Source organism: Mesorhizobium sp. B2-4-12 (assembly GCF_006441575.1).
GTDB lineage: Bacteria > Pseudomonadota > Alphaproteobacteria > Rhizobiales > Rhizobiaceae > Mesorhizobium.
The window spans coordinates 1-22653 of sequence record NZ_VFVC01000053.1 but is presented as its reverse complement, the minus strand read 5'-3'; the positions used below and the strand labels follow the sequence as shown (position 1 = coordinate 22653).

Annotated in this window: 19 protein-coding genes; 9 read left to right on the top strand and 10 right to left on the bottom strand. The window is 64.6% G+C overall.

The genetic code is table 11. The features are described 5' to 3' along the window. Positions 1–38: 38 nt before the first annotated feature. Positions 39–884 (top strand): aldo/keto reductase, encoded by an 846-nt coding sequence (locus FJ934_RS24320; protein WP_140612973.1) that lies wholly within the window; start codon positions 39–41, stop codon positions 882–884. On the opposite strand, the gene mutS is transcribed toward FJ934_RS24320, so the two are convergent. Beyond that, positions 885–3650 carry a DNA mismatch repair protein MutS gene (gene mutS / locus FJ934_RS24315; protein ID WP_140612972.1) on the bottom strand — a complete coding sequence of 922 codons (2766 nt, stop codon included), beginning with the start codon at positions 3648–3650 and terminating at the stop codon, positions 885–887. 352 nt (positions 3651–4002) lie between these two features. Between mutS and FJ934_RS24310 the strand changes: the two genes are divergently transcribed. After that, a complete protein-coding gene (locus FJ934_RS24310) occupies positions 4003–6282 on the top strand; it encodes an NADP-dependent malic enzyme (protein ID WP_140612971.1) in 2280 nt (759 codons plus the stop codon). 7 nt (positions 6283–6289) lie between these two features. Here the strand turns inward: FJ934_RS24310 and FJ934_RS24305 are convergent, their stop codons facing one another. Both FJ934_RS24305 and FJ934_RS24300 read right to left on the bottom strand, forming a co-directional pair. Beyond that, on the bottom strand, positions 6290–6985 hold the full coding sequence (locus FJ934_RS24305) for an antitoxin Xre/MbcA/ParS toxin-binding domain-containing protein (RefSeq protein WP_140612970.1): 696 nt from the start codon (positions 6983–6985) through the stop codon (positions 6290–6292). Between the two features lie 257 nt (positions 6986–7242). Next, complete coding sequence (locus FJ934_RS24300; protein WP_140612969.1) at positions 7243–8235, bottom strand: adenosine kinase; 993 nt, start codon at positions 8233–8235, stop codon at positions 7243–7245. Between the two features lie 273 nt (positions 8236–8508). Here FJ934_RS24300 and FJ934_RS24295 point away from each other — a divergent pair, with 273 nt between their 5' ends. Both FJ934_RS24295 and FJ934_RS24290 read left to right on the top strand, forming a co-directional pair. Continuing rightward, positions 8509–9411, top strand: a complete 903-nt coding sequence (locus FJ934_RS24295) for an EamA family transporter (RefSeq protein WP_140612968.1) — start codon at positions 8509–8511, stop codon at positions 9409–9411. A 148-nt stretch (positions 9412–9559) separates the two neighbouring features. Further along, complete coding sequence (locus tag FJ934_RS24290) at positions 9560–10261, top strand: sulfate transporter family protein (RefSeq protein ID WP_140612967.1); 702 nt, start codon at positions 9560–9562, stop codon at positions 10259–10261. A 9-nt stretch (positions 10262–10270) separates the two neighbouring features. Here the strand turns inward: FJ934_RS24290 and FJ934_RS24285 are convergent, their stop codons facing one another. The 5 genes from FJ934_RS24285 to FJ934_RS24265 all read right to left on the bottom strand — a co-directional run bounded on the left by FJ934_RS24285 (position 10271) and on the right by FJ934_RS24265 (position 14095). Further along, positions 10271–11269: a proline racemase family protein gene (locus FJ934_RS24285; protein ID WP_140612966.1), complete on the bottom strand. Its 999-nt coding sequence runs from the start codon at positions 11267–11269 to the stop codon at positions 10271–10273. A 14-nt stretch (positions 11270–11283) separates the two neighbouring features. Then, positions 11284–12087 (bottom strand): oxaloacetate decarboxylase, encoded by an 804-nt coding sequence (locus tag FJ934_RS24280; RefSeq protein ID WP_140612965.1) that lies wholly within the window; start codon positions 12085–12087, stop codon positions 11284–11286. A 296-nt stretch (positions 12088–12383) separates the two neighbouring features. Then, positions 12384–13043: an HAD family phosphatase gene (locus FJ934_RS24275; RefSeq protein WP_140612964.1), complete on the bottom strand. Its 660-nt coding sequence runs from the start codon at positions 13041–13043 to the stop codon at positions 12384–12386. Then, positions 13043–13528 carry a dUTP diphosphatase gene (gene dut / locus FJ934_RS24270; protein ID WP_140612963.1) on the bottom strand — a complete coding sequence of 162 codons (486 nt, stop codon included), beginning with the start codon at positions 13526–13528 and terminating at the stop codon, positions 13043–13045. Before dut ends, FJ934_RS24275 begins: the two co-directional genes overlap by 1 nt. 96 nt (positions 13529–13624) lie before the next feature. Beyond that, entirely contained in the window at positions 13625–14095 is a 471-nt protein-coding gene (locus tag FJ934_RS24265) for an Lrp/AsnC family transcriptional regulator (protein WP_140612962.1), read from the bottom strand. A 113-nt stretch (positions 14096–14208) separates the two neighbouring features. On the opposite strand from FJ934_RS24265, the gene FJ934_RS24260 reads away from it, so the two are divergent. The 3 genes from FJ934_RS24260 to FJ934_RS24250 all read left to right on the top strand — a co-directional run bounded on the left by FJ934_RS24260 (position 14209) and on the right by FJ934_RS24250 (position 16819). Further along, a complete protein-coding gene (locus FJ934_RS24260) occupies positions 14209–14457 on the top strand; it encodes a DUF6356 family protein (RefSeq protein ID WP_140612961.1) in 249 nt (82 codons plus the stop codon). A 15-nt stretch (positions 14458–14472) separates the two neighbouring features. Next, a complete protein-coding gene (locus tag FJ934_RS24255; RefSeq protein WP_140612960.1) occupies positions 14473–15273 on the top strand; it encodes a class II glutamine amidotransferase in 801 nt (266 codons plus the stop codon). A 172-nt stretch (positions 15274–15445) separates the two neighbouring features. Beyond that, positions 15446–16819 carry an amidase gene (locus tag FJ934_RS24250; RefSeq protein WP_140612959.1) on the top strand — a complete coding sequence of 458 codons (1374 nt, stop codon included), beginning with the start codon at positions 15446–15448 and terminating at the stop codon, positions 16817–16819. On the opposite strand, the gene FJ934_RS24245 is transcribed toward FJ934_RS24250, so the two are convergent. Next, the gene (locus FJ934_RS24245) at positions 16813–17886 is read right to left on the bottom strand and encodes an FAD-binding oxidoreductase (RefSeq protein ID WP_140612958.1); all 1074 of its coding nucleotides are present in this window, start codon (positions 17884–17886) and stop codon (positions 16813–16815) included. The genes FJ934_RS24250 and FJ934_RS24245 overlap by 7 nt on opposite strands. A 237-nt stretch (positions 17887–18123) precedes the next feature. Between FJ934_RS24245 and FJ934_RS24240 the strand changes: the two genes are divergently transcribed. After that, positions 18124–19716, top strand: a complete 1593-nt coding sequence (locus FJ934_RS24240; RefSeq protein WP_140612957.1) for a peptide chain release factor 3 — start codon at positions 18124–18126, stop codon at positions 19714–19716. A gap of 123 nt (positions 19717–19839) precedes the next feature. On the opposite strand, the gene FJ934_RS24235 is transcribed toward FJ934_RS24240, so the two are convergent. Further along, positions 19840–20310, bottom strand: a complete 471-nt coding sequence (locus FJ934_RS24235) for a VOC family protein (RefSeq protein WP_140612956.1) — start codon at positions 20308–20310, stop codon at positions 19840–19842. Positions 20311–20577: 267 nt separating this feature from the next. Here FJ934_RS24235 and ilvD point away from each other — a divergent pair, with 267 nt between their 5' ends. After that, complete coding sequence (ilvD, locus tag FJ934_RS24230) at positions 20578–22422, top strand: dihydroxy-acid dehydratase (RefSeq protein WP_140612955.1); 1845 nt, start codon at positions 20578–20580, stop codon at positions 22420–22422. The last annotated feature ends 231 nt before the right edge of the window (positions 22423–22653 follow it).

The window sequence follows — 22653 nt, the reverse complement described above, 5'->3', positions numbered from 1 at the left end:
CCGCCTGTGATGCGATCCAGCTTTAACTGGAGGCCATCATGCCATCGAGTGTCAGAACCACCACGCTGCCTTCCGGCGAGGCTGTACCCGTTCTCGGCCAGGGCACGTGGAAAATGGGCGAGGATTCGCGCCGCCGCTCCGATGAGGTGAACGCCCTCAGGCTCGGTCTTGATCTCGGCGTCACGCTGATCGACACCGCCGAAATGTATGCCAGCGGCGGTGCCGAGGAGGTGGTGGCCGAGGCGATGGCCGGACACCGCGCCGAAGTCATTCTGGTCTCAAAGGTTTTGCCCTCCAATGCTTCGCGCGCGGGCGTGCAGCGCGCCTGCGCGGACAGCCTGAAGCGCCTGCGCACCGACCGCATCGATCTTTATCTCCTGCATTGGCCGGGCAGCGTACCGTTGGCGGAGACGGTCGAGGCGTTCGAGGCCTTGAAGAAGGCCGGCAAGATCCGCCATTGGGGCGTCAGCAATTTCGACACGCAAGAAATGGAGGAATTGGTCGGTCTGCCGGCAGGCGATGGGGTCCAGACCAATCAGGTTCTCTACAACCTGTCGCGGCGCGGCCTTGAGTTCGATCTGGCACCGTGGAGCCGCCAGCGCGGCATTCCCCTGATGGCCTATTCGCCGGTGGAGCAGGGCGCACTGGCGCGCAATGCCAGGCTCGACACGGTCGCCGCCCGCCACAATGCGACCGCTGCACAGATCGCCTTGGCCTGGGTGATGCACCAGGAGGGCGTCATCGCCATCCCCAAGGCCAGCAGCCAGGAGCATGTCCGCCAGAATTTCGCGGCGCTCGACATCGAGCTCACGAGCGAGGATCTCGCCGATCTCGACCGTGCCTTCCCGCCGCCGACCCGCAAGCGCGGGCTGGAGATGATCTGACTATTTTCCCGCCAGCCCCTTCAGCCGGTAAAGCGCCTCCAGCGCCTCGCGGGGCGTCATCTCGTCCGGGTTGATGGTTCGAAGGGCCTCGCCCAGCGCGTCGCTCTTCACCGGCTTCGATGCTTCGCGTTTCACCGCCACCGAAAACAGCGGCAGGTCGTCGACCAGCCGGTTGGTCTTGCCGGAGACCTCGCCTTCCTCCAGCTGGTGCAGCACTTGCTTGGCCCGGTCGACCACCGCTTCCGGCAGGCCGGCGAGCCGCGCTACCTGCACGCCGTAGGAGCGATCGGCCGCACCCTTGCCGACCTCGTGCAGGAAGACGACGTCGCCTTCCCACTCCTTGACCCGCATGGTGACGTTGTGAAGCCGCGCCAGCTTGCCGGCGAGCGACGTCATCTCATGGAAATGGGTGGCGAAGATTGCCCGGCAGCGGTTCTTCTCGTGCAGGTATTCCACCGCCGCCCAGGCGATCGACAGGCCGTCGAAAGTGGCGGTGCCGCGACCGATCTCATCGAGGATCACCAGCGCCCGCTCGCCGGCCTGGTTGAGGATCGCCGCCGTCTCGACCATTTCGACCATGAAGGTCGAACGGCCGCGCGCCAGATCGTCCGAAGCGCCGACGCGCGAGAACAGCCGGTCGACGACGCCGATATGGGCGGATGCCGCCGGCACGAAGGAACCGGTCTGGGCCAGGATCGCGATCAGCGCGTTCTGCCGCAGGAACGTCGACTTGCCACCCATGTTGGGGCCGGTCAGCAGCCAGATCGCGCCGTTCTTGGCACTGCCTTCCGGCGAGAGATCGCAATCATTGGCGACGAACGGGCCTTCGCCCGAACGGCGCAACGCTTGTTCGACCACCGGATGCCGGCCGCCAAATATTTCGAAGGCAAGGCTGGAATCCACCACGGGCCGGCACCAGGCCTCGCTTTCCGAAAGCAGCGCCAGTGCCGCCGACACGTCGAGCACGGCGAGTGCTTCAGCGCCAGCGCGGATCGCCTCGGCCTCGGCGACAGCTTCCGCCGTCAGCGCGTCGAAAGCCGCCAATTCGATGCTCAGCGCGCGGTCGGCGGCGTTGGCGATCTTGGTCTCGAGCTCGGCGAGTTCCGTCGTGGTGAAGCGCATGGCGTTGGCCATCGTCTGGCGGTGAATGAAGCGCGCCTTGGCGCCATCGCTGCCGGTCATCACGGCATGATGGTTGGCCGTCACCTCGATATAATAGCCGAGCACATTGTTGTGCCGGATTTTCAGCGAGCGGATGCCGGTTTCCTCGATCAGCGAGCGCTCCAGCCCGGCAATTACCTTGCGGGACTCGTCGCGCAAGGCCCGCATCTCGTCGAGTTCAGCATGGTAGCCGCCGCGAACAAAACCGCCGTCGCGCTTCAGGAGCGGCAGTTCCTCGCCGAGCGCCTGCGTCAGGTGCCGGGCAAGCGCTTCGGGGAGTGCCTTGATGGCAGCCAGCGCCGCCGCCAATTCCTGGGGCAGCGCGGTCGCGGCAAAGATTTCGGCGATCGCGCCGGCCGCCTGGAAGCCGGCGCGCAATGCGCCGAGGTCGCGCGGGCCGCCGCGGTTGAGTGCAAGCCTGGACAGGGCTCGCGGCATGTCGGCGACGCTTTTCAGGCTCGCCCGCACCGCCTGGCAGAGCCGCGTTTCGGACCGGAAGAACGACACCGAATCCAGCCGTGCGACAATGGCCGCCGGGTCGGTCAGCGGCGCCATCAACCGGTCCGCGAGCAGTCTTGCGCCGCCGCCGGTCACCGTGCGGTCTATTGCCTTGACCAGGGAACCTTCGCGGCTACCCGACAGCGTGCGCAGCAGCTCCAGATTGCCGCGCGTCGCCGGATCGATGAACAGCGTCGAGCCCTGTTCCTCGCGCTCGGGCCGCGACAAGGGCGGCCGCTCGGCCTTCTGCGTCTTCTCGACATAAGCGATAGCGCCCGAGATCGCCGACAGTTCGGCCCGCGAAAACGTGCCAAAACTGTCCGGTGTCGCCACATCGAAGAAGCGCGCGATGCGGCCCGTGGCCGAAGCCGAATCGAACAGCGACGGCGGCTGCGGGTTGGCGACTCGGCCGAGCAGGTCGAACACGGGCTTCAGCTCGGGATCGTGGAACACCGGCTCGGCGACGATCAGCTCGCGCGGATCGACACGGAAGATATCGGCGAGCAGCCGGTCGGCCGTGGTTTCGGCGACGCGGAAGGCGCCGGTCGAGATGTCGATCCAGGCCAAGGCGAAGCTTCCCTGGTTCGCTGTCGTGCTCCCGCGCTCGCCGCCTCTTGGATCCGCGCCACTCTTCACCCGTCCGAGCGCCATCAGGAAGCTTGATTCCGAAGGCGCCAGCAATTTGTCCTCGGTGATCGTGCCCGGCGTCACCAGGCGCACCACGTCGCGGCGCACCACCGATTTGGAGCCGCGCTTCTTGGCTTCGGCCGGATCCTCGATCTGTTCGCAGACCGCGACGCGAAAACCCTGGCCGATCAGCTTCTGCAGATAATCGTCGGCGGCATGCACCGGCACGCCGCACATCGGGATGTCGTGGCCCTGGTGCTTGCCGCGCTTGGTCAGCACGATGCCCAGCGCCCGGCTCGCTTTCTCGGCATCGTCGAAGAACAGCTCGTAGAAATCGCCCATGCGGTAGAACAGCAGCGAATCCGGGTTGGCCGCCTTGATCTCGATGAACTGCTCCATCATCGGTGTGACCGCGGCGCCGGGCTGCGGCGGAGTCATCACCTCGGGGGCTTCGGGCTCGTTCGGGCTATGCATGTTCATGACGTGGCACGCTAGCAGATGTGGTGGCCGGGTTTAATGCCGGGGCTTCGAAAAGCAGGGGAAGACTGCGTTGCCTATCGGTCGGCTCTGAAGCAACGGCCGGGCAGCAGCGAATCCGCCATATTCCCAATGGCTGTTCCCCGGGGGCCGGAACCCTGCGCACTGGGCAACCCTGCGCCAGCATGCCCCTGAGATCGCGGCGTTCAGGACGGCACAAGAACGGCCGTGACCAGTCGCGCCCGCTTTGAAGCAGCTTTGGCGGTTTACACGAGCCGGCGCGTGGTCTTAATTCGGAACCACACAAGCACCCGCTTCAAGGAGGTGCTGCACCGGCGAGGAAATCAAAAGCATCATGGCCAGGAAAACCGAGAACAACGGTCCGTCCGTCAGTGCGCAGGAAGCGCTCGAATTCCATGCCATGGGCCGGCCCGGCAAGCTCGAGATTGTCGCCACCAAGCCGATGACGACGCAACGCGATCTCAGCCTCGCCTATTCGCCAGGTGTCGCCGTGCCGGTGCGCGCCATCGCCGAGGATCCCAGCCGCGCCTTCGACTATACGACGCGCGGCAATATGGTCGCCGTCATCTCCAACGGCACTGCCATCCTCGGCCTCGGCAATCTCGGCGCGCTGGCGTCGAAGCCGGTGATGGAAGGCAAGGCGGTGCTGTTCAAGCGCTTCGCCGATGTCGATTCCATCGACCTCGAGGTCGACACCGAGGATGCCGACGAGTTCGTCAACTGCGTGCGCTTCCTCGGGCCCTCCTTCGGCGGCATCAACCTGGAAGACATCAAGGCGCCGGAATGTTTCATCATCGAGCAGCGCCTGCGCGAGCTGATGGACATCCCGGTCTTCCATGACGACCAGCACGGCACCGCCATCATCTCGGCGGCAGGCCTGATCAACGCGCTGGAAATAACCGGCCGCGACATGAAGACCACCAGGCTGGTCTGCAACGGCGCCGGTGCCGCCGGCATCGCCTGTATCGAGCTGATGAAGGCGATGGGCTTCGCGCCTGAAAACATCATCCTGTGCGACACCAAGGGCGTCGTCTTCCAGGGCCGCACCGAAGGCATGAACCAGTGGAAGTCGGCGCATGCGGTGAAAACCGAGGCGCGCAGCCTGGCCGAAGCGCTCGACGGCGCCGACGTCTTCCTCGGTCTGTCGGCCAAGGGCGCGCTGACCACCGCCATGGTGCAGTCGATGGCCAAGAACCCGATCATCTTCGCCATGGCCAATCCGGACCCCGAGATCACGCCGGAAGAAGTGGCCGAGATCCGCACCGACGCCATCATGGCCACCGGGCGTTCGGACTATCCGAACCAGGTCAACAACGTGCTCGGCTTCCCCTATATCTTTCGCGGCGCACTGGATGTGCGGGCCACCACCATCAACGACGACATGAAGATCGCCGCGGCTCGCGCGCTCGCCGAACTGGCGCGCCAGGACGTGCCGGACGACGTCGCCGCCGCCTATCAGGGCAACCGGCCGAAATTCGGCCCCAACTACATCATTCCGGTGCCGTTCGACCCGCGCCTGATCTCGGCCATTCCGATTGCCGTGGCCAAGGCGGCGATGGAGTCTGGCGTCGCCCGCAAGCCGATCCTCGACCTCGACCGCTACGCGCAGGAACTGTCCGCCCGCCGCGATCCGATCGCTTCGACCCTGCAGCGCATCTACGACCGCGTGCGCCGCCAGCCCAAGCGCATCGTCTTCGCCGAGGGCGAGGAGGAGCAGGTGATGCGCGCCGCCGTCTCCTATGTGAACCAGCGGCTCGGCACCGCCATCCTGCTCGGTCGCGACGATGTCATCAAGGAGAACGCCAGGAACGCCGGCATCGACCTCAACAAGCAGGGCCTCGAGATCATCAATGCCCGGCTGTCGCGCCGCAATTCGATCTACACCGACTATCTCTACGAGCGCATGCAGCGCAAAGGTTTCCTGTTCCGCGACTGCCAGCGGCTGATCAACAACGACCGCAACCACTTCGCCGCCTGCATGGTGGCGCTGGGCGATGCCGACGGCATCGTCACCGGCGTGACCCGCAACTATTCCACCGCGCTCGACGACGTGCGCCGCGTCATCGATGCCAAGCCCGGCCACCGTGTCATCGGTGTGTCGATCGTGCTGGCGCGCGGCAGGACGGTGATCGTCGCCGATACCGCCGTGCACGACATGCCCAACGCCGAGCAGATCGCCGATATCGCCGAGGAAGCGGCTGGCTTTGCCCGCCGCATGGGCTATGAGCCGCGGCTCGCCATGCTTGCCTATTCCACCTTCGGCCATCCGCAGGGAGAGCGTTCCGAACGTATCCAGGAAGCGGTGCGCATCCTCGACAGGCGCCGCGTCGATTTCGAGTATGACGGCGAGATGGCCGCTGATGTCGCGCTGAACGCCCGCGCCATGGCGCAATACCCGTTCATGAGGCTGACCGGCCCGGCCAATGTGCTGATCATGCCTGCCTTCCACTCCGCCTCGATCTCGACCAAGATGCTGCAGGAACTCGGCGGCTCGACGGTGATCGGTCCGTTGCTGGTCGGCCTGAACAAACCGGTTCAGATAGTCTCGCTGAACGCCAAGGACAGCGACATCGTCAACATGGCGGCGATCGCGGCGTATACGGCGGGGACTTGAGAAACGCTCAGCCCGGCGTAAACACCCGCGCTGCCTCGACTACCTCCTCGACCTGGTCCTGCCGCAGCAGGTCGATCGGAATGCGGCCGTCGAGTTGCGTCGCCGGACGCGTCAGCCACAGCCAAGCCAGCCTCGGATTGCCGATAAGGGACAGCACGTCGCTTATGCCCGCCACCGGCCTGCCGTCGACGAACTGCGCCAGCGGAAAGACGTGTTTGCGGCCGCCCTTGCGCAGGGCGATGACGTCCCCCCGCCTTTGCCAGCGGTGCAGGGTCGAGCGGGCGATGCGCAGGTTTTCCTCCAGATAGGTCGAACCGGCGACACGGCCGGCCCAGTCCTCGATCAGCATCGATTCGAGGTCGTCGGACTGGGGAGGAGGTGCTTCATCGGCCAACAAGCCCGTCGGCAGGTTTGTGGTTCCGGCGGTGCCGGCTTCGCTGCGGCGCGCGGCTTCCGCCGCCAGCGCGCGCACGAACTTCTGGGCAAGGCCGGGAAGGTCGGCATGGATGGTGTCGATGGCGCGCTGAAGTTTCGGCGACAGTAAGGTGACGGCCGACGCTATGCTGCCGGCGATCTTGCCGACCGAGACCACTGTGGATCGGTTTATCGCCTCGTCATAATGGGCCAGCGCGCGTTCGACGTCCTCCGCGACCATCTCCGCGAAGTCGTCCCGTCCGAGACCGTTTGTCTGAGATTTGTTCATGCATCTGTCTTCTGGCCGCGTGCTCCTCCCCAAAGCCACGGCCGGTTGCTGAATTTCTAGTGCGGAAAACGGAGATCGCGGCGGCAACGAATCGCGCCCGACAGCCTGATGTCTTGCATCCTTGAGACCCCAACTGGCTGCGGACGTCCCGAAATGTCAGTCACGGGACGCTCGCAAGTTCGTGTAGGTGCGATATGTGACAACCGCGCGACGGTGAGAGCGGTTGCTTTTCCTCCTCCCGGAAGGAAGAGCCATTCCTACAGCAACCCAGCCTGTTCCGCCTCGCGGCGCAGATTCTGCCTTGGCCTTGGGCCGATCTGCTGGATCACCAATCCGGCCGCGAGCGAGCCGAGATCACCGCAAGTCTTGAGGTCGCGGCCTTGCGTGTAGCCATGCAGGAAACCGGCGGCATAGAGATCGCCGGCGCCAGTTGTGTCGACCAACTCCCTGATGGCGGTCGCCCGGATCACCACGGTCTCGTCACCGCGCACGATGACCGAGCCTTTTTCAGACCGCGTCACGGCGGCGATCCTGCAGTCCTTGCGGATCTGCGCCAGCGCCGCGTCGAAGGAGGATGTCTGGTAGAGCGACTTGATTTCGTGGCTGTTGGCAAAGACGATGTCGACCGTACCCGAGCGCATCAGGTCGAGGAACTCGTCGCGGTAGCGGTCGACGCAGAACGAATCCGACAGCGTCATCGACACTTCACGGCCCGCCGCGTGCGCCAGCTTCGCCGTCTGCCGGATCGCTTCCTTGGCGCGCGGCGGATCCCACAGATAGCCCTCGAAATAAGTGACCTTGGCGCCCGAAGCCTTGTCGGCCTCGACATCTTCGGGCCCCAACTCGACGCAGGCGCCGAGATAGGTGTTCATGGAGCGTTCGCCGTCGGGGGTGACGAAGATCATCGAGCGCGCCGTCGGCGGCTCGCCCTCGAGCGGCTTGGTGTCGAAGGCGACGCCCTGCGCATGGATGTCGTGCGCGTAGATCTCGCCCAGCGCATCATTGGAAACCTTGCCGAAGAAGGCGGCGCGTCCGCCGAAGCTGGCAACGCCAGCCGCCGTGTTGCCGGCGCTGCCGCCGGAGGCCTCGATCGCCGGGCCCATACGGCTGTAGAGCAGTTCGGCGCGGTGGGTATCGATGAGGTTCATCGCGCCCTTGATGATGCCGTTGGTTTCGAGGAATTCCTCCTCGCACTGGGCGATGATGTCGACAATGGCATTGCCGATGCAAAGCACGTCATAATCCGGCATCAATGTCTCCGCCAAAAACCGAGCCGGCTTCTTGCCACGCCCGCGCGGGTCTACAGCATGATCCCGAAAATTGGCAACCGATTTTCCGTCGTTGCCGGCGTGGCGGCGATGACCGTTCCCTGTCGACAAGGCGTAAAGCTGCGGTCCTTGCAAATTGGGGTCCACGTGGTGCGCGTCAATAGCCAGGCGTTACGACAATTCGACCGTGGCCGAAGCACTTCTTCGCGGCGTTGGCTAGAACAAGTCCGATTGCACCCCGAAGGCGACAAGTCCATGTCCGAAAAAAACGATACGACAACCGACCTGGCGTTGCTCGGCGTCTTGGCGGTGCTGTGGGGCGCCTCCTACACCTTCATCAAGATCGGCGTCGAAACGATCCCGCCGGTCACTTTCATTGCCGCCCGCACCTTGATCGCCGGCGGCATTCTGTTCGCCATCATCCGCTGGCGCGGGGTCGCCATGCCGCGCGATGCGGCCACGTGGCGTCGCTTTGCCTTCCAGGCCTGCCTCAACAGCGTGATCCCTTTCACGCTGATCGCGGCCGCCGAGCGCTCGGTCGACGCCGGCCTCGCCACCATCCTCAATGCGACTTCGCCGATTTTCACCTTCCTGCTGACCGCGCTGATCACCCGCCACGAGCCGGTTACGGTGCGCAAGCTGATCAGTGTCGGCGCCGGCATCGCCGGCATCTGCCTCATCGTTGGCACCGAGGCGCTGGGCGGCCTCGGTCACCAGCTGTGGGCGCAGGTCGCCATCGTCGTGGCAACAATCTGCTACGCCGGTGCCGCGATCTTCGGCCGTGGCTTCAAGGGCCTCGACCCGATGCTGCCGGCCGCCGGTTCGATGCTCTGCGGCGCGGTCATGCTGGTGCCGCTCAGCCTGGTGGTCGACCAGCCATGGACGCTGACCCCCTCGATTCCATCGATCCTGGCGCTGCTCGGCCTGTCGGTGTTCTCGACGGCGCTGGCTTTCGTCATCTATTTCCGCCTCATCCACACGCTGGGTTCCGTCGGCACGACGTCGCAAGCCTATCTGCGCGTGCCGATCGGCGTTGGTATCGGCGCCGTCTTCCTCGGCGAAAGCCTGGGGCCAACCGCCTGGGTCGGAATGGCCTTCGTCGTCGCCGGTGTCGCGGCCATGACCATACCGGTCCGCAAGCCGGCTTTCGCGCGGTAGGGCAATTCCGGGGAAACCAGGAAGCGGCTTTCCGTCCGCAATTGCGTCAAACCGACCACGACCCACGCTTGTGCTTGCGGCCCGCGCTGCCTATCTCGGGAGCGTCCGTCTTTCCGGCGGTGTCCGCTGATCTCGGGGATGAAGCACGGTGATTTTCGACGTTGCTCGCATCGCGGCCCTTGAGCTGCTCTCGCCTCCCTTTCGTGCGGTGTTCATCAAGACGCTTGGCCTGACCCTGCTGGCGCTGGTCGCCTTGTGGTTCGGGCTGACCAGCCTTGTCGAGTGGCTGGCTCTGCCGTGGCTTCACACGCTGTTGCCCGGCGTGCCGTCCTGGGCCGGCTGGCTCGGCGGCATCATTGCGGCAATAGCGCTTGCCTTCGGCATGGCGCTGCTCGTCGCGCCGGTGACCGCCGTGATCGCCGGCCTGTTCCTCGACGATGTCGCCGAGGTGGTCGAGCGCACCGACTATCCCCGCGATCCGGTTGGGCGCGCCATGCCGGCGCTGCGTTCGCTTGTGCTGGCGATAAAATTCTTCGGCGTCGTCATCGTCGGCAACATCGTGGCACTCATGCTTCTGCTGGTGCCGGGCATCAACATCGCCGCGTTCTTCGTCGTCAACGGCTATCTGCTCGGCCGCGAATTCTTTGAATTCGCCGCCATGCGCTTCCGCCCCGAAGAAGAGGCCAGGGCCTTGCGCGGGCGCTATGCCGGCACGGTGTTTGTCGCCGGCCTGATCATATCGGCCTGCCTTGCCGTGCCGCTGCTCAACCTTGTGACGCCGCTCTTCGCTGCCGCCATGATGGTGCATCTGCACAAGGCGATCTCGGCACGGGAAGCGGCCCGCGGCTGAGCGGTTCCTTCACCGCAACAGGAAGCCGCGTCCCAACTCGTCGTCGGGTTCGACGATGTATTCGGTTCGCCCGGAATAGTAGGCGCGGCCGCCGACGCGGGCGACAATCGCCTCGTGCGGACCGGCCTGCGCCGTTCGCGCCACGGCTCCGGAAAAGCGCGAGCCGGCGATGCTCTCGAAGGTGCGCGTCTGCCCGATGGCAATCTGGCCCCTGGCATGCATGGCCGCCAGCCGGGCGGTGACGCCGGAGCCGGTCGGCGAACGGTCGACCTCGGCTTCGGCGAAGACGCAGATGTTTTTCGTTACCTCGCCGGAAAAGGCGTCCTTTCCATCCGTCAAAATCGTGCCGTAGAGAAAGGCAAGATCGGCGTGGTCGGGATGCGACAGTCGGAAATCCGCTTTCAGCCTGTCCGTCAAAGCCGTCGCCGCGTCGACGAAATCACGCACCCGGCTGCGGCCGAACTCAAGACCGAACTGGTGGCAGTCCGCCAGCGCGTAGAAGGCGCCGCCATAGGCGACGTCGAAACCGATCGCGCCATAGCCCGGCAATTCGATCCGTTGGTCACGGGCAAACAGGAAGGCCGGCACGCTTTCGAACGACACCGCGCCAGCCCTGCCGTCGTGGACCTCGACCGAGGCGACGACCAAACCGCACGGCGCCTCGATGTTGACCGTCGTGATTGGCTCCTGTTTCACCACCAGGCCTTCGTCGACGGCATAGCGGCCGAGCGCGACGATGGCGTGGCCGCACATGGTCGAATAGCCTTCATTGTGCATAAACAGCACGGCAAGGTCGGCGCCGGGCAAGTCGGGTTCGACCAGCAAGGCGCCATACATGTCGTAGTGGCCGCGCGGCTCGAAGATCAGCAGCTTGCGCAGATGATCGAGATGGTCGCGCACATAGGCGCGCTTTTCCAGGATGGTGCCCTTCGGGATCTCCGGATAGCCGCCGGTGACGATCCTGAGCGGCTCGCCGCCCGTATGCATGTCGACGACGGTAAGGGTCATGTGACGGGCTCTTTTCAGTCCGAGGATTTGCCGAACAGCGCCTGCAACTTGCCGAACGGCATGGCGGCGCGGGTGAAGCCGAACGTGCCGTCCTGCTGAATCTCGCGCGCCGCCGTCTCCAGCATGCCATAGGCGAAATTGGTCAGCCACGGGCCGAGCGAAATGCGTTTTGCCCCTGCCGTGGCGAGATCGGCGGTGGTGAAGCCGGGCCTCGCCATGACGTTGACCGGCTTGCTGACCGCCGAGCACAAGGTCCGCACCATCTCGACGTCGCCGATGCCTGGCGCGTAGAGCACATCGGCGCCGGCCTTCTCGAAGGCCTGCAGCCGCTTGATGGTGTCGTCGAGGTCGGACTTGCCCCACAAAAAGTTCTCGGCGCGCGCCGTGAACACGAAATCGCGTTTCAGCGCGCGTGCTGCTTCCACCGCCGCCGCGACGCGCTCGACCGCGTGGGCGAAATCATAGATCGGCTTGTCGGGATCGCCTGTGTGATCCTCGATCGAACAGCCGGCAAGGCCGGCCGCTTCGGCCGCGAAGATGGTTTCAGCGGCCTGCTCGGCGCTGTCGCCCTTGCCTCTCTCGAGATCGGCCGACACCGGCAGGCTGGTTGCCGCCGTCACCTCGCGGCAATGATGGATCATCTGATCGAAGGTCACGGCGCCATCCGGCAGGCCGCGCGAAAACGCAAAGCCGGCGCTGGTCGTCGCCAAAGCCTTGAAACCGAAGGAGCCAAGCAGCTTCGTCGTGCCGACATCCCAAGGATTGGGCATGACGAAGGTCGTGGCATGCAGGTCGCGAAAAATCTTGCCCTTGTCCATGGTAGTTCCCCCATCGCGTGCTGATTGGTGGAGCGGATTTTATCTTGCCCTCTTTGCCTGGGCAAACGAATGCGGTTGGTTCGGAAGCGTTTGGCGTTCTCTGCTGACAAATGTTCGAACGCGTCGGAATCCTTGACGTAATGTGCTGTTTTCCCAAGTGGCGGATGCCGAACTCTCGTGCGACGACGCCTCGCGCGCTGCCTCGGAGATCGTTGACATCACGGCTCGGGGTGTCGGGCGCGTGGAACGTAGCATAGCGCCCCAACAGGTCCAGTCCGCCCGTCAAACTGGATAAATCAGTGGATCGGCACCAATCCGGCAAGTTCGCGCATGTCGTCGAACAGGATGCCGCCAGCCTGGATCAGGCCATCGCGGTCGGAATAGGGATCGCCGTGATAGGAAAACACCCGCATGCCGGCGGCAATGCCAGCCTGCGTGCCGGCGACGCTGTCTTCGATGACGATGCAGTCGGCAGGCGCAAAGCCTAGGGTGTTGGCCGCATGCAGGAACAGGTCCGGGAACGGTTTGCCGCGCCCGACCATGGTGGCGCTGAACATCGCATGTTCGAACAGCGGCAAGAGCCCGGTCTGGCCAAGCGTGATATGCATCTTCGAGATCCTGGCCGATGTGGCCACGCAATAGGCGATGCCGGCCGCGCGCACCGCCTCGACAAACTCCCGGACATAGGGGATCGCCTCGACGCCATGGGCGAACAGATCAGGCAGGCCGGCATTCCAGCGCTCGACGAAATCGGCGCCGAGCCTGACCTCTGTCTGCTCTTCGATCTGCTTCTGCACCGAGACCATGCTGCGGCCGGAAAAATTCTTGCGGCAATATTCGAAGCTTGTCGGATAGCCGGCGGCAACGAGCCATTCGGCGAGGCGTCGGTTGGCAAGGTTCTCGGTGTCGACGAGGATGCCGTCGCAGTCGAAAATAACAAGTTTAGGAAAGGACATTAGGCGGTGCCGGTTGATCCGAACCCGCTCGCGCCACGCGCCGTGCCGCCGGCCAGGGAACGCTCTTCAACGGCCACTTGAGTCACTGGCGCGAAAACGAGCTGGGCGATGCGCATGCCGCGCGTCACGGCGAAATCCTCGTCGCCGAGATTGATCAAGAGCACCTTCACCTCGCCGCGATAGTCGCTGTCGACCGTGCCAGGCGAATTGAGGACGGTGAGGCCGTGTTTGAAGGCAAGGCCGGAGCGAGGCCGGACCTGGCCTTCCATGCCTTCGGGAATTTCCAGGATCAGGCCGGTCGGCACCAAGGCGCGTTTTCCCGGCAGGATCAGCAGCGGCCGGTCATCCGGCACGGCCGCACGCAGATCCATGCCGGCGGCGCCGGTGCTTTCATAGGCGGGAAGCGGTAGTCCTTCACCATGCGGCAACCTGACGAAGCCGACAGTCGGACCGATCACGGAGGGAGTTTGGAGAGCTGCGCGCATAAAATCGATCCTATCGGCGCGAATGCCGATTCGGTCAATTCGCGTGCAAGAGTATCAACGTCTTTCTTTCGGGCATCACTATGGCCGGAGCGCAGCTCAGCGCACTTCCATCGGAACCACCGTCGTCTCCTTGATCTCCTCCATGACGAAGGAGGCGGACACGTCGGACAGCGCCACCTTGGCGATCAGCCGCTGGTATAGCCGGTCATAAGCCTTCACGTCGGCGACACGGGCGCGCAAGACATAGTCAAGGTCGCCGGACATGCGGTAGACGCCGATGATCTCGGGTAAGCCCGTCACCGCCGCGCGGAATTTCTGCAACCAGCCGGGATCATGGTTCGATGTGCGGATCAGGATGAACACCGACAGACCAAGCCCAAGCTTGTCGGCATCGACAAGCGCCACGCGCCCGGTGATGACGCCATCCTCCTCCAGCCGCTTGACGCGCCGCCAGCACGCATTGCGCGACAAGGCCACCCGTTCCGACAGCTGGTCGACCGACAACGTGCCGTCGCGTTGCAATTCGGCAAGCAATTTTCGGTCGATTTCGTCGATTTCGAGCGCCATGTGGGATGTTTGTCCCAAGGAGTAACAAAATACAAGGACATTTTGGGACCGATGAACCAGCAAAGCGTGCCAGGATACTCAACATAAGAACTCAAGCGCTGAAGGGGACCAGCATGTCGGTAGCAAGCATTTTCACCTCTCATCCGGCCAAGGTCGGCGAAACTTATTTCAGCCATATGGCCTTCGCCGCCTGGTTCTCCTCGCGTCTGCTGATGGCGGCGGGCGCCGCGCTCGTTCACGCTTTCTTGCCATTTCTGTTCGAGGCTACCGCCAGCCGAATCGTCCGCCAGCTTTACGAGCGGACGCACAACAGGGGCACACACGCGACCAAGGAGCCCGCGGCTCTTCCCGATCGCGCCTAGAGGACGACGGAAGCGATGTGCCGATGGGCGGCCTATCTCGGTGAAGCGGTCTTTCTCGAAGACATCCTCACGGCGCCCTGCCACTCGCTGATCGCCCAGAGCCACTGCGCCCAGGAAGCGAAGTCGCCGACCAATGGCGATGGCTTCGGCCTTGCCTGGTATGGCGACCGGCCGGAACCGGGTCTCTATCGCGACATCCTGCCGGCCTGGTCGGACCCCAATCTGAAGAGCCTGTGCCGGCAGATCAAGTCCGGCCTGTTCCTCGCCCATGTGCGGGCCTCGACCGGCGGCGCCACCAGCCGCATGAACTGCCATCCCTTCATCTCGGGTCCCTGGTCGTTCATGCACAACGGCCAGATCGGCGGCTTCGAAAAGATCCGCCGCGCGCTGGAGAATTCCTTATCCGACGCCGTCTTCGACCTGCGCGAAGGTACCACCGATTCCGAATTGTTCTTCCTGCTGATGATTGATGAGGGACTGGCCGGCGACCCGCAAGGCGCGGTGTCGCGCGCCACCGCCCGGGTGCTCGAAGCCTCGCGCCGCGCCGGCCTTGAACCGGCCCTGAAACTCACCGCCGCCTTCTCGGACGGACAGGCGCTGCACGCGGTGCGCTACGCCACCGACGCCCACGCGCCGACGCTCTATACCTCCATGTTCCGCACGGGCGGCGGCCGCTGTATCGTCTCCGAACCTTTCGACCGCGACGGCGGCGATTGGCAGGCTGTTCCGCCGTCGAGCTTTGTCACCATGACCCGAGAGGAGATCGCCATTCGTCCCTTTGCGCCGGCAGCGCCGAAACTGGCGTTGGTCGGGTAGCGATTGTCCGGATTGCAAATGAGAAACGTCGCGGGACAGCGCTGACTTCATCGACTCGGCAACGCAATTTCGATCAAGCGTTGCCGATCCTCGAATGCTCGACTCCGCTTGAAGTCATGCCGCTGTCCGCCATCTTCACTCGGGCGAGCGCGGTCAAGCCGGATCATTCGCCATGGACGCCATCTTTTCCTCGATCGCCGATCTCGCGGCCGCCATCGCCAAGCGCAAGATTTCGGCCGTCGAAGCACTCGACGCCCATCTCGCGCAGATCGATAGCCACAACGGAGCGGTCAACGCCGTCATTTCGCTCGACAGGGAAGGCGCGCGCGAGCGGGCAAGAAATGCTGACGCGATGGTGGCGCGCGGTGAGGCGCGCGGGGCTTTGCATGGCGTTCCCTTCACGCTGAAAGACACGCACGAGACGGCGGGCATGAAGACCACTGTCGGCTTTCCGCCCTTCGCCGACTACGTCGCGAGCCACGACAGCCCGGTCGTTGCGAGGCTAAAGGCGGCCGGCGGCAATCTCTTCGCCAAGACCAATGTCGCGACCATGCTTTCCGATTGGCAGTCGAACAATCCGCTGTTCGGCCGCACCAGCAATCCCTGGAACCTTGAGCGGACCGCAGGTGGCTCCAGCGGCGGCGCCGCAGCGGCGGTGTCCACTGGCATGACGCCATTCGATGTCGGCACGGACATGCAGGATTCGATCCGGCTGCCCGCCGCCTTCTGCGGTGTCTATGGGCTCAAGCCGACGGAGCGCCGCGTCTCGCTGGTAGGCGCCTTCCCGGACCCGGCTGGCGCCGCGCGCAGCGTGCGGCTGATGTCCTGCCTCGGGCCGCTGGCGCGCAGCGTGGACGATCTGTCGTTGATCTACCGAATCATCGCCGGGCCGGACGGGCGCGACACCGATCTTGCGCCGGTGCCGGTTGAGGCCATGCCGGAGCTTGACCTCCAGACAGTGCGCATCGCCTTTGCATCGACCTTTCCCGGTTTCCCGGTGGCCGGCGACATTAGCGCAGCGGTTGAAAATCTCGCAAGACAACTGCAATCGGCCGGCGCCACCGTCGAGGAAGCGAAGCTGCCCAGGCTCGATCTGCACGACGATCTTGCCCAGGGGGGAGCGCTGATCGGCATGATGATGGAAGCCGCACAGCCGGAGCCGCCGGAAGAGCCGACACCGATCTCCCGCTGGTTCGGGGCACTCGCCCGCCGCGACCGGTCCATCCTCGCCTGGGATGCTTTTTTCGAGAGCCATCACGCGCTGCTTTGTCCGGTCGCCATGACCACGGCCTTCCCGCATTGCGAACCGGGCACGACGATCGAGGTCGGCGGTGGGCAACAGAGCTACTGGATGCTGCCGGCCTATGGCGCCGTCTTCAACTACAGCGGCCACCCAGCCCTTTCGATGCCGTGCGGACAGGATGGCGACGGCCTGCCGATCGGCCTGCAACTGGTCGGCAGACGCTGGTCGGAATCGCGGCTGTTCGGCATGGCCAAGGCGATGGCGCCCTTGACTGGCGGCTTCAGTCGCCCGCCGGGCTACTGAGCGAAGCGACCCAATCCGTAAGGTGCCAGCAGCGGGTCACGCTCGCCGTCGAGGATCTCCCGGGCGGCGAACAGGCCGACCGCCGGCGCCAGCGTGATGCCCGAATGCGTGACGGCGACATAGAGACCACGCATGCCCTCGGCGCGGCCGATGACCGGGAAGCCGTCGACCGGCGTCGGCCGGTAGCCGATCGTGTGGAAATCCAGTTCCAGTCCGGCGCTGTCGCGCAGCATGGCCTTCATGACTGCAAACAACTCGCGAGCCGTGGCGTCGGCATCCATGCCCGGGTCGCCGCCGCCGAAATCAGAGCCGGCGATGATGCGGCCCTCCGCGGTCTGGCGCATGTGCAGCCGCTCGGCCAGCACCAGCCCGTTGAGCAGTTTTCTGTATGGCCGCGAATGGACGATCAGGCCCGGCGGCGTCTCGATCGGCAGTCTGACGCCGGCCGTCGCGGCAATGTCCGGCGAGCCGACGCCGGCCGCGATCACCACTTCGTCGGCGGCAACCAGCCCATGTGATGTGTCGACGCCCGTAATGCGGCCATTGCTCTGGGCAAGTGCCGTTACCGAGCTGATGAGGATGCGCGCGCCATGCCGCTCCGCGTCGGCCAGCAGCGCTTTCGCTGTGGCGACGGGTTCCGCGACGCCCTCTTGGGCGACATGCAGGGCGAAATCTGGAAGTTCGGTCAGATTGGGCTCGATGCGCGCGGCTGCGGCGCGGTCGACGCGCTCGATGCCGTAGCCCCAGGATGAATGTTCTTCGGCATAGGTTTTCAGGTCGGCCGCCGACAGATCCCAGCACAGGCCGCCGCACCAGCTGAGCGGCAGGCCGGGCAGGTCCTGCACCAGTCTTGTCCATTCGGCCATGGCGCGGGTGCGCAGCCGGAAATACGGCTCCGGATTGCCCCAACTGGCGTTGATCCAGGCAAACGAATTCGGAGTCGCCACTCCGCCGGCGGCGCTGTCGGCAATGACCGTCACCCGGGCGCCCGCTTTGGTGAGATGCCAGGCGATCGATGCGCCGATGATGCCGGCGCCGATAACGATGACTTGTTTCGCCGCGGTCATGCTTTCACCTCTGCATCGTAGTCCTCAGGCAACGCTCACCCAAGTGCCACGCTGGCAGCTGCTTGCCAACATCGAGCCGCGAGAAATATGCGTCGTGACGTCAAGTGCCGGCTGCCCCTCGGACCGAGTCGGCTTGAGCGAGCTGCGGCACCCGGCGGCGTCCGCGCCGCCGGAACGGTCGACAGCCCGGCACTGCGCTGCTAGAAGCCCGGCCTGTCACACGGAAATCCCAAAAGAATGCCCGAAACAATACCAGAGGAAGTGTCGCGCCGCCGCACCTTCGCGATCATCGCCCACCCGGACGCCGGCAAGACCACGCTCACCGAAAAGCTGCTGCTGTTCGGCGGCGCCATCCAGCTTGCCGGCGAGGTCAAGGCCAAGAAGGATCGCATCCAGACCCGGTCCGACTGGATGAAGATCGAGCGCGAGCGCGGAATCTCGGTCGTCACTTCGGTGATGACCTTCGAGTATGAAGACAACGTCTTCAACCTGCTCGACACGCCCGGCCACGAGGATTTCGCCGACGACACCTACCGCACGCTGTCGGCGGTCGACGCGGCCGTCATGGTGATCGACGCCGCCAAGGGTATCGAGCCGCGCACGCTGAAACTGTTCGAAGTCTGCCGGCTGCGCGATATCCCGATCATCACCTTCGTCAACAAGATGGACCGCGAGAGCCGCGACCCGTTCGAGATCCTCGACGAGATCGAGCAGAAGCTGGCGCTCGACACCGCACCCATCACCTGGCCGATCGGCCGCGGCAAGACCTTCTCCGGCACCTACCATCTGGCGCTGAACGCGGTGCGCAAGGGCGACGACGAGAAGGAGCGCACGCCGGTCAACGGCCCCGATTCCAACCGCGTCGCCGGGCTGTTGCCCGACAACGAGCGCGAAGCCTTCATCGAGGAGCTGGAACTGGCGCGCGAAGCCTGCCGGCCGCTCGACATCGACGCTTTCCGCGAGGGTCATCTGACACCGGTCTATTTCGGCTCGGCGCTGCGCAATTATGGCGTGCGCGACCTGATCGAGGCGCTTGGTGCCTATGGACCGCCGCCGCGCGCGCAGGAGGCCGACACCCGCAAGGTCGAGGCGACCGAGGATAAGATGACCTCCTTCGTCTTCAAGATCCAGGCCAACATGGACCCCAACCATCGCGACCGCATCGCTTTCGTGCGGGTCTGCTCGGGCAAGCTCGAGCGCGGCATGAAGGCCAAGCTGGTGCGCACGGGAAAGCCGATGAGCCTGTCGGCACCGCAGTTCTTCTTCGCCCGCACCCGCGTTACCGCTGACGAAGCCTTTGCCGGCGACGTCGTCGGCATTCCCAACCACGGCACGCTGCGCATCGGCGACACGCTGACAGAAGGCGAGGAAATACTGTTCAGGGGCGTGCCGAACTTCGCCCCGGAAATCCTGCGCCGCGTCCGCCTCGGCGACGCCATGAAGGCGAAGAAACTCAAGGAAGCGCTGCACCAGATGGCCGAGGAAGGCGTCGTGCAGCTGTTTTCGCCCGAGGATGGCTCACCGGCCATCGTCGGCGTCGTCGGCGCACTGCAGCTCGATGTGCTGAAGGAACGGCTGAACTTCGAATACACGCTGCCCGTCGAATTCGAGATGTCGCGCTTTTCCGTCTGCCGCTGGATATCGGCCGACGACAAGGCCGAGGTTCAGCGCTTCATCGAAGCACATCGCGGCGACATCGCCCGCGACCTCGACAACGACCCGGTGTTCCTCGCCCAGCACGCCTTCTCGCTGAACTACGAAGCCGAACGCTGGAAGGCGATCCGTTTCGAAACGATCAAGGACTATCAGGTCCGCGACAAAGCAGCCTGAGCTGCCGCCTTTTCCTTCTCCCCGTCCACGGGGAGAAGGTGCCCGAAGGGCGGATGAGGGGCGGCGCCGACCTCAAGGACCGATCGGCAATGTGCCCGCCCTTCGCAAGCTCAGGGCGTTCGCTCAGCCCTTCGCCGCCTCTTCGATCTTGGCGATGTCGATCTTGCCCATCTGCATCATCGCCGACATCACCCGGCCTGCCTTGGCCCTGTCGGGGTCCTGGAGCAACTTCGGCAGCTGCTCGGGCACGACCTGCCAGGAAACGCCGAACTTGTCCTTCAGCCAGCTGCAGCGTCCAGGTTCGCCGCCGCCTTCGGTGAGCCTGGTCCAGAAATGATCTACCTCTTCCTGCGTCTTGCAGTCGATCGACAGCGACATGGCCTCGGTGAACTTGTATTGCGGGCCGCCGTTGAGCGCCTGGAATTGCACGCCGTCGAGCTCGAACGAGGCCACCAGCACCTTGCCTTCCGAGGCGTGGCCCTGGGGCCAGCGCGTGACGCTCAGCACCTTCGAATTCTTGAAAATGGACACATAGTGGTTCATGGCCTCTTCGGCCTCACCGTCGAACCACAGGAAGGTGGTAATCTTTTGCATGGTGCACTCCTCGGTTGCTCTGCTGTTGTAGTGAAACGGCTGACTCCGAGAATGGTGCCATTCCTGCCGTCCGTCCCAAGGACGCCTTTGCGGCACCTGATCCGACAACCGCATGCATTTTTTTCGGGAGCCCTCGAATTTTCCAGGAAAATCTGGCGCATTGCAAAAATGTGGCCAGACCATATTTGCGAGTCTATAACGCCTGCGGTCCGAATTCAGCGCCGCCACGCTCCGCATCGAGCGCAGCCGGCCAGCCAAGGAAGAGTCATGCCTGCCTATCGCTCCCGCACCACCACCCATGGCCGCAATATGGCCGGCGCCCGCGGCCTCTGGCGCGCCACCGGCATGAAGGACTCTGATTTCGGCAAGCCGATTATCGCGGTGGTCAACTCGTTCACCCAGTTCGTGCCGGGCCATGTCCATCTGAAGGACCTCGGCCAGCTGGTCGCGCGCGAGATCGAGAAGGCCGGCGGCGTCGCCAAGGAATTCAACACCATCGCCGTCGATGACGGCATCGCCATGGGCCATGACGGCATGCTCTATTCGCTGCCGTCGCGCGAATTGATCGCCGATTCGGTCGAATACATGGTCAACGCGCACTGCGCCGACGCCATGGTCTGCATCTCCAATTGCGACAAGATCACGCCCGGCATGCTGATGGCCTCGCTGCGCCTGAACATCCCGACTGTCTTTGTCTCCGGCGGGCCGATGGAAGCCGGCAAGGTGGTGCTGGCCGGCAAGGCGCAGGCGCTCGATCTGGTCGACGCCATGGTGGCGGCCGCCGACGACAAGATCTCCGACGAGGACGTCAAGGTCATCGAGCGCTCGGCCTGCCCGACCTGCGGCTCCTGCTCGGGCATGTTCACCGCCAATTCGATGAACTGCCTGACCGAGGCGCTCGGCCTGTCGCTGCCGGGCAACGGCTCGACCTTGGCGACGCACGCCGACCGCAAGCGGTTGTTCGTCGAGGCGGGTCACCTCGTCGTCGATCTCGCCCAGCGCTATTACGAGCAGGATGACGAGACAGCGCTGCCGCGCAGCATTGCCTCGAAGGGTGCCTTCGAGAACGCCATGACCCTCGACATCGCCATGGGCGGCTCGACCAACACCGTGCTGCACATCCTGGCCGCCGCCTACGAGGGCGAGGTCGACTTCACCATGGAGGACATCGACCGACTGTCGCGGCGGGTTCCGGTGCTGTGCAAGGTCGCGCCGGCCAAGTCGGACGTGCATATGGAAGACGTCCACCGCGCCGGCGGCATTATGGCCATCCTTGGCCAACTCGACAATGCCGGGCTGATCAATCGCGACCTGCCGACCGTGCACACGGCTAGCCTCGGCGAGGCGCTCGACCGCTGGGACATTTCCCGCACCACCAGCCAGAACGTACGCGATTTCTTCCTCGCCGCTCCCGGCGGCGTGCCGACACAGGTCGCTTTCAGCCAGGACCGCCGCTGGGACGATCTCGATCTTGATCGCGAGAAGGGTGTCATCCGCTCGGCGGAGACGCCGTTTTCGAAAGACGGTGGGCTTGCCGTGCTGAAAGGCAATCTGGCGCTCGACGGCTGTATCGTGAAGACGGCCGGCGTCGACGAGTCGATCCTGAAGTTCACCGGCCCGGCGCGGGTGTTCGAAAGCCAGGACGCCAGCGTGAAGGCCATCCTCTCCAACGAGATCAAGGCTGGCGACGTTGTCGTCATCCGCTACGAGGGACCGCGTGGCGGCCCCGGCATGCAGGAAATGCTCTACCCGACCAGCTATCTGAAGTCGAAGGGCCTCGGCAAGGCCTGCGCGCTGGTCACCGACGGCCGCTTCTCCGGCGGCACGTCGGGCCTGTCGATCGGCCATGTCTCGCCGGAAGCCGCCGAGGGCGGCACGATCGGGCTGGTGAGGGAAGGCGACACGATCGAGATCGACATCCCCAACCGCACCATCCGCCTCGCCATCAGCGACGCCGAACTGGAAACGCGCCGCGCGGCGATGGAAGCCAAGGGCGCGGACGCCTGGAAGCCCGAGGAAAAGCGCAAGCGCAAGGTGACCACCGCGCTACGCGCCTACGCCGCCTTCGCCACCAGCGCCGACAAGGGCGCGGTGCGGGTCGTGCCGGAGTAAGATCCTGGTGGGGAGTTTGAAGACGCGGCGACAGCTGCGCTCCGTGAGCGGCTTCAACTATGCTCGTTGCCGGTCACGTCGGCGCTGCCCCTCATCTGCCTGCCGGCATCTTCTCCCCGTATAGGGACGGGGAGAAGGGGCTGGCGGCAACCTCTTAGAGCATAATCTGACCTGACGGAATCGCGAGGGATTCCCATCGGCGAGAATATCTGATTCATCATGTCTGCTGGA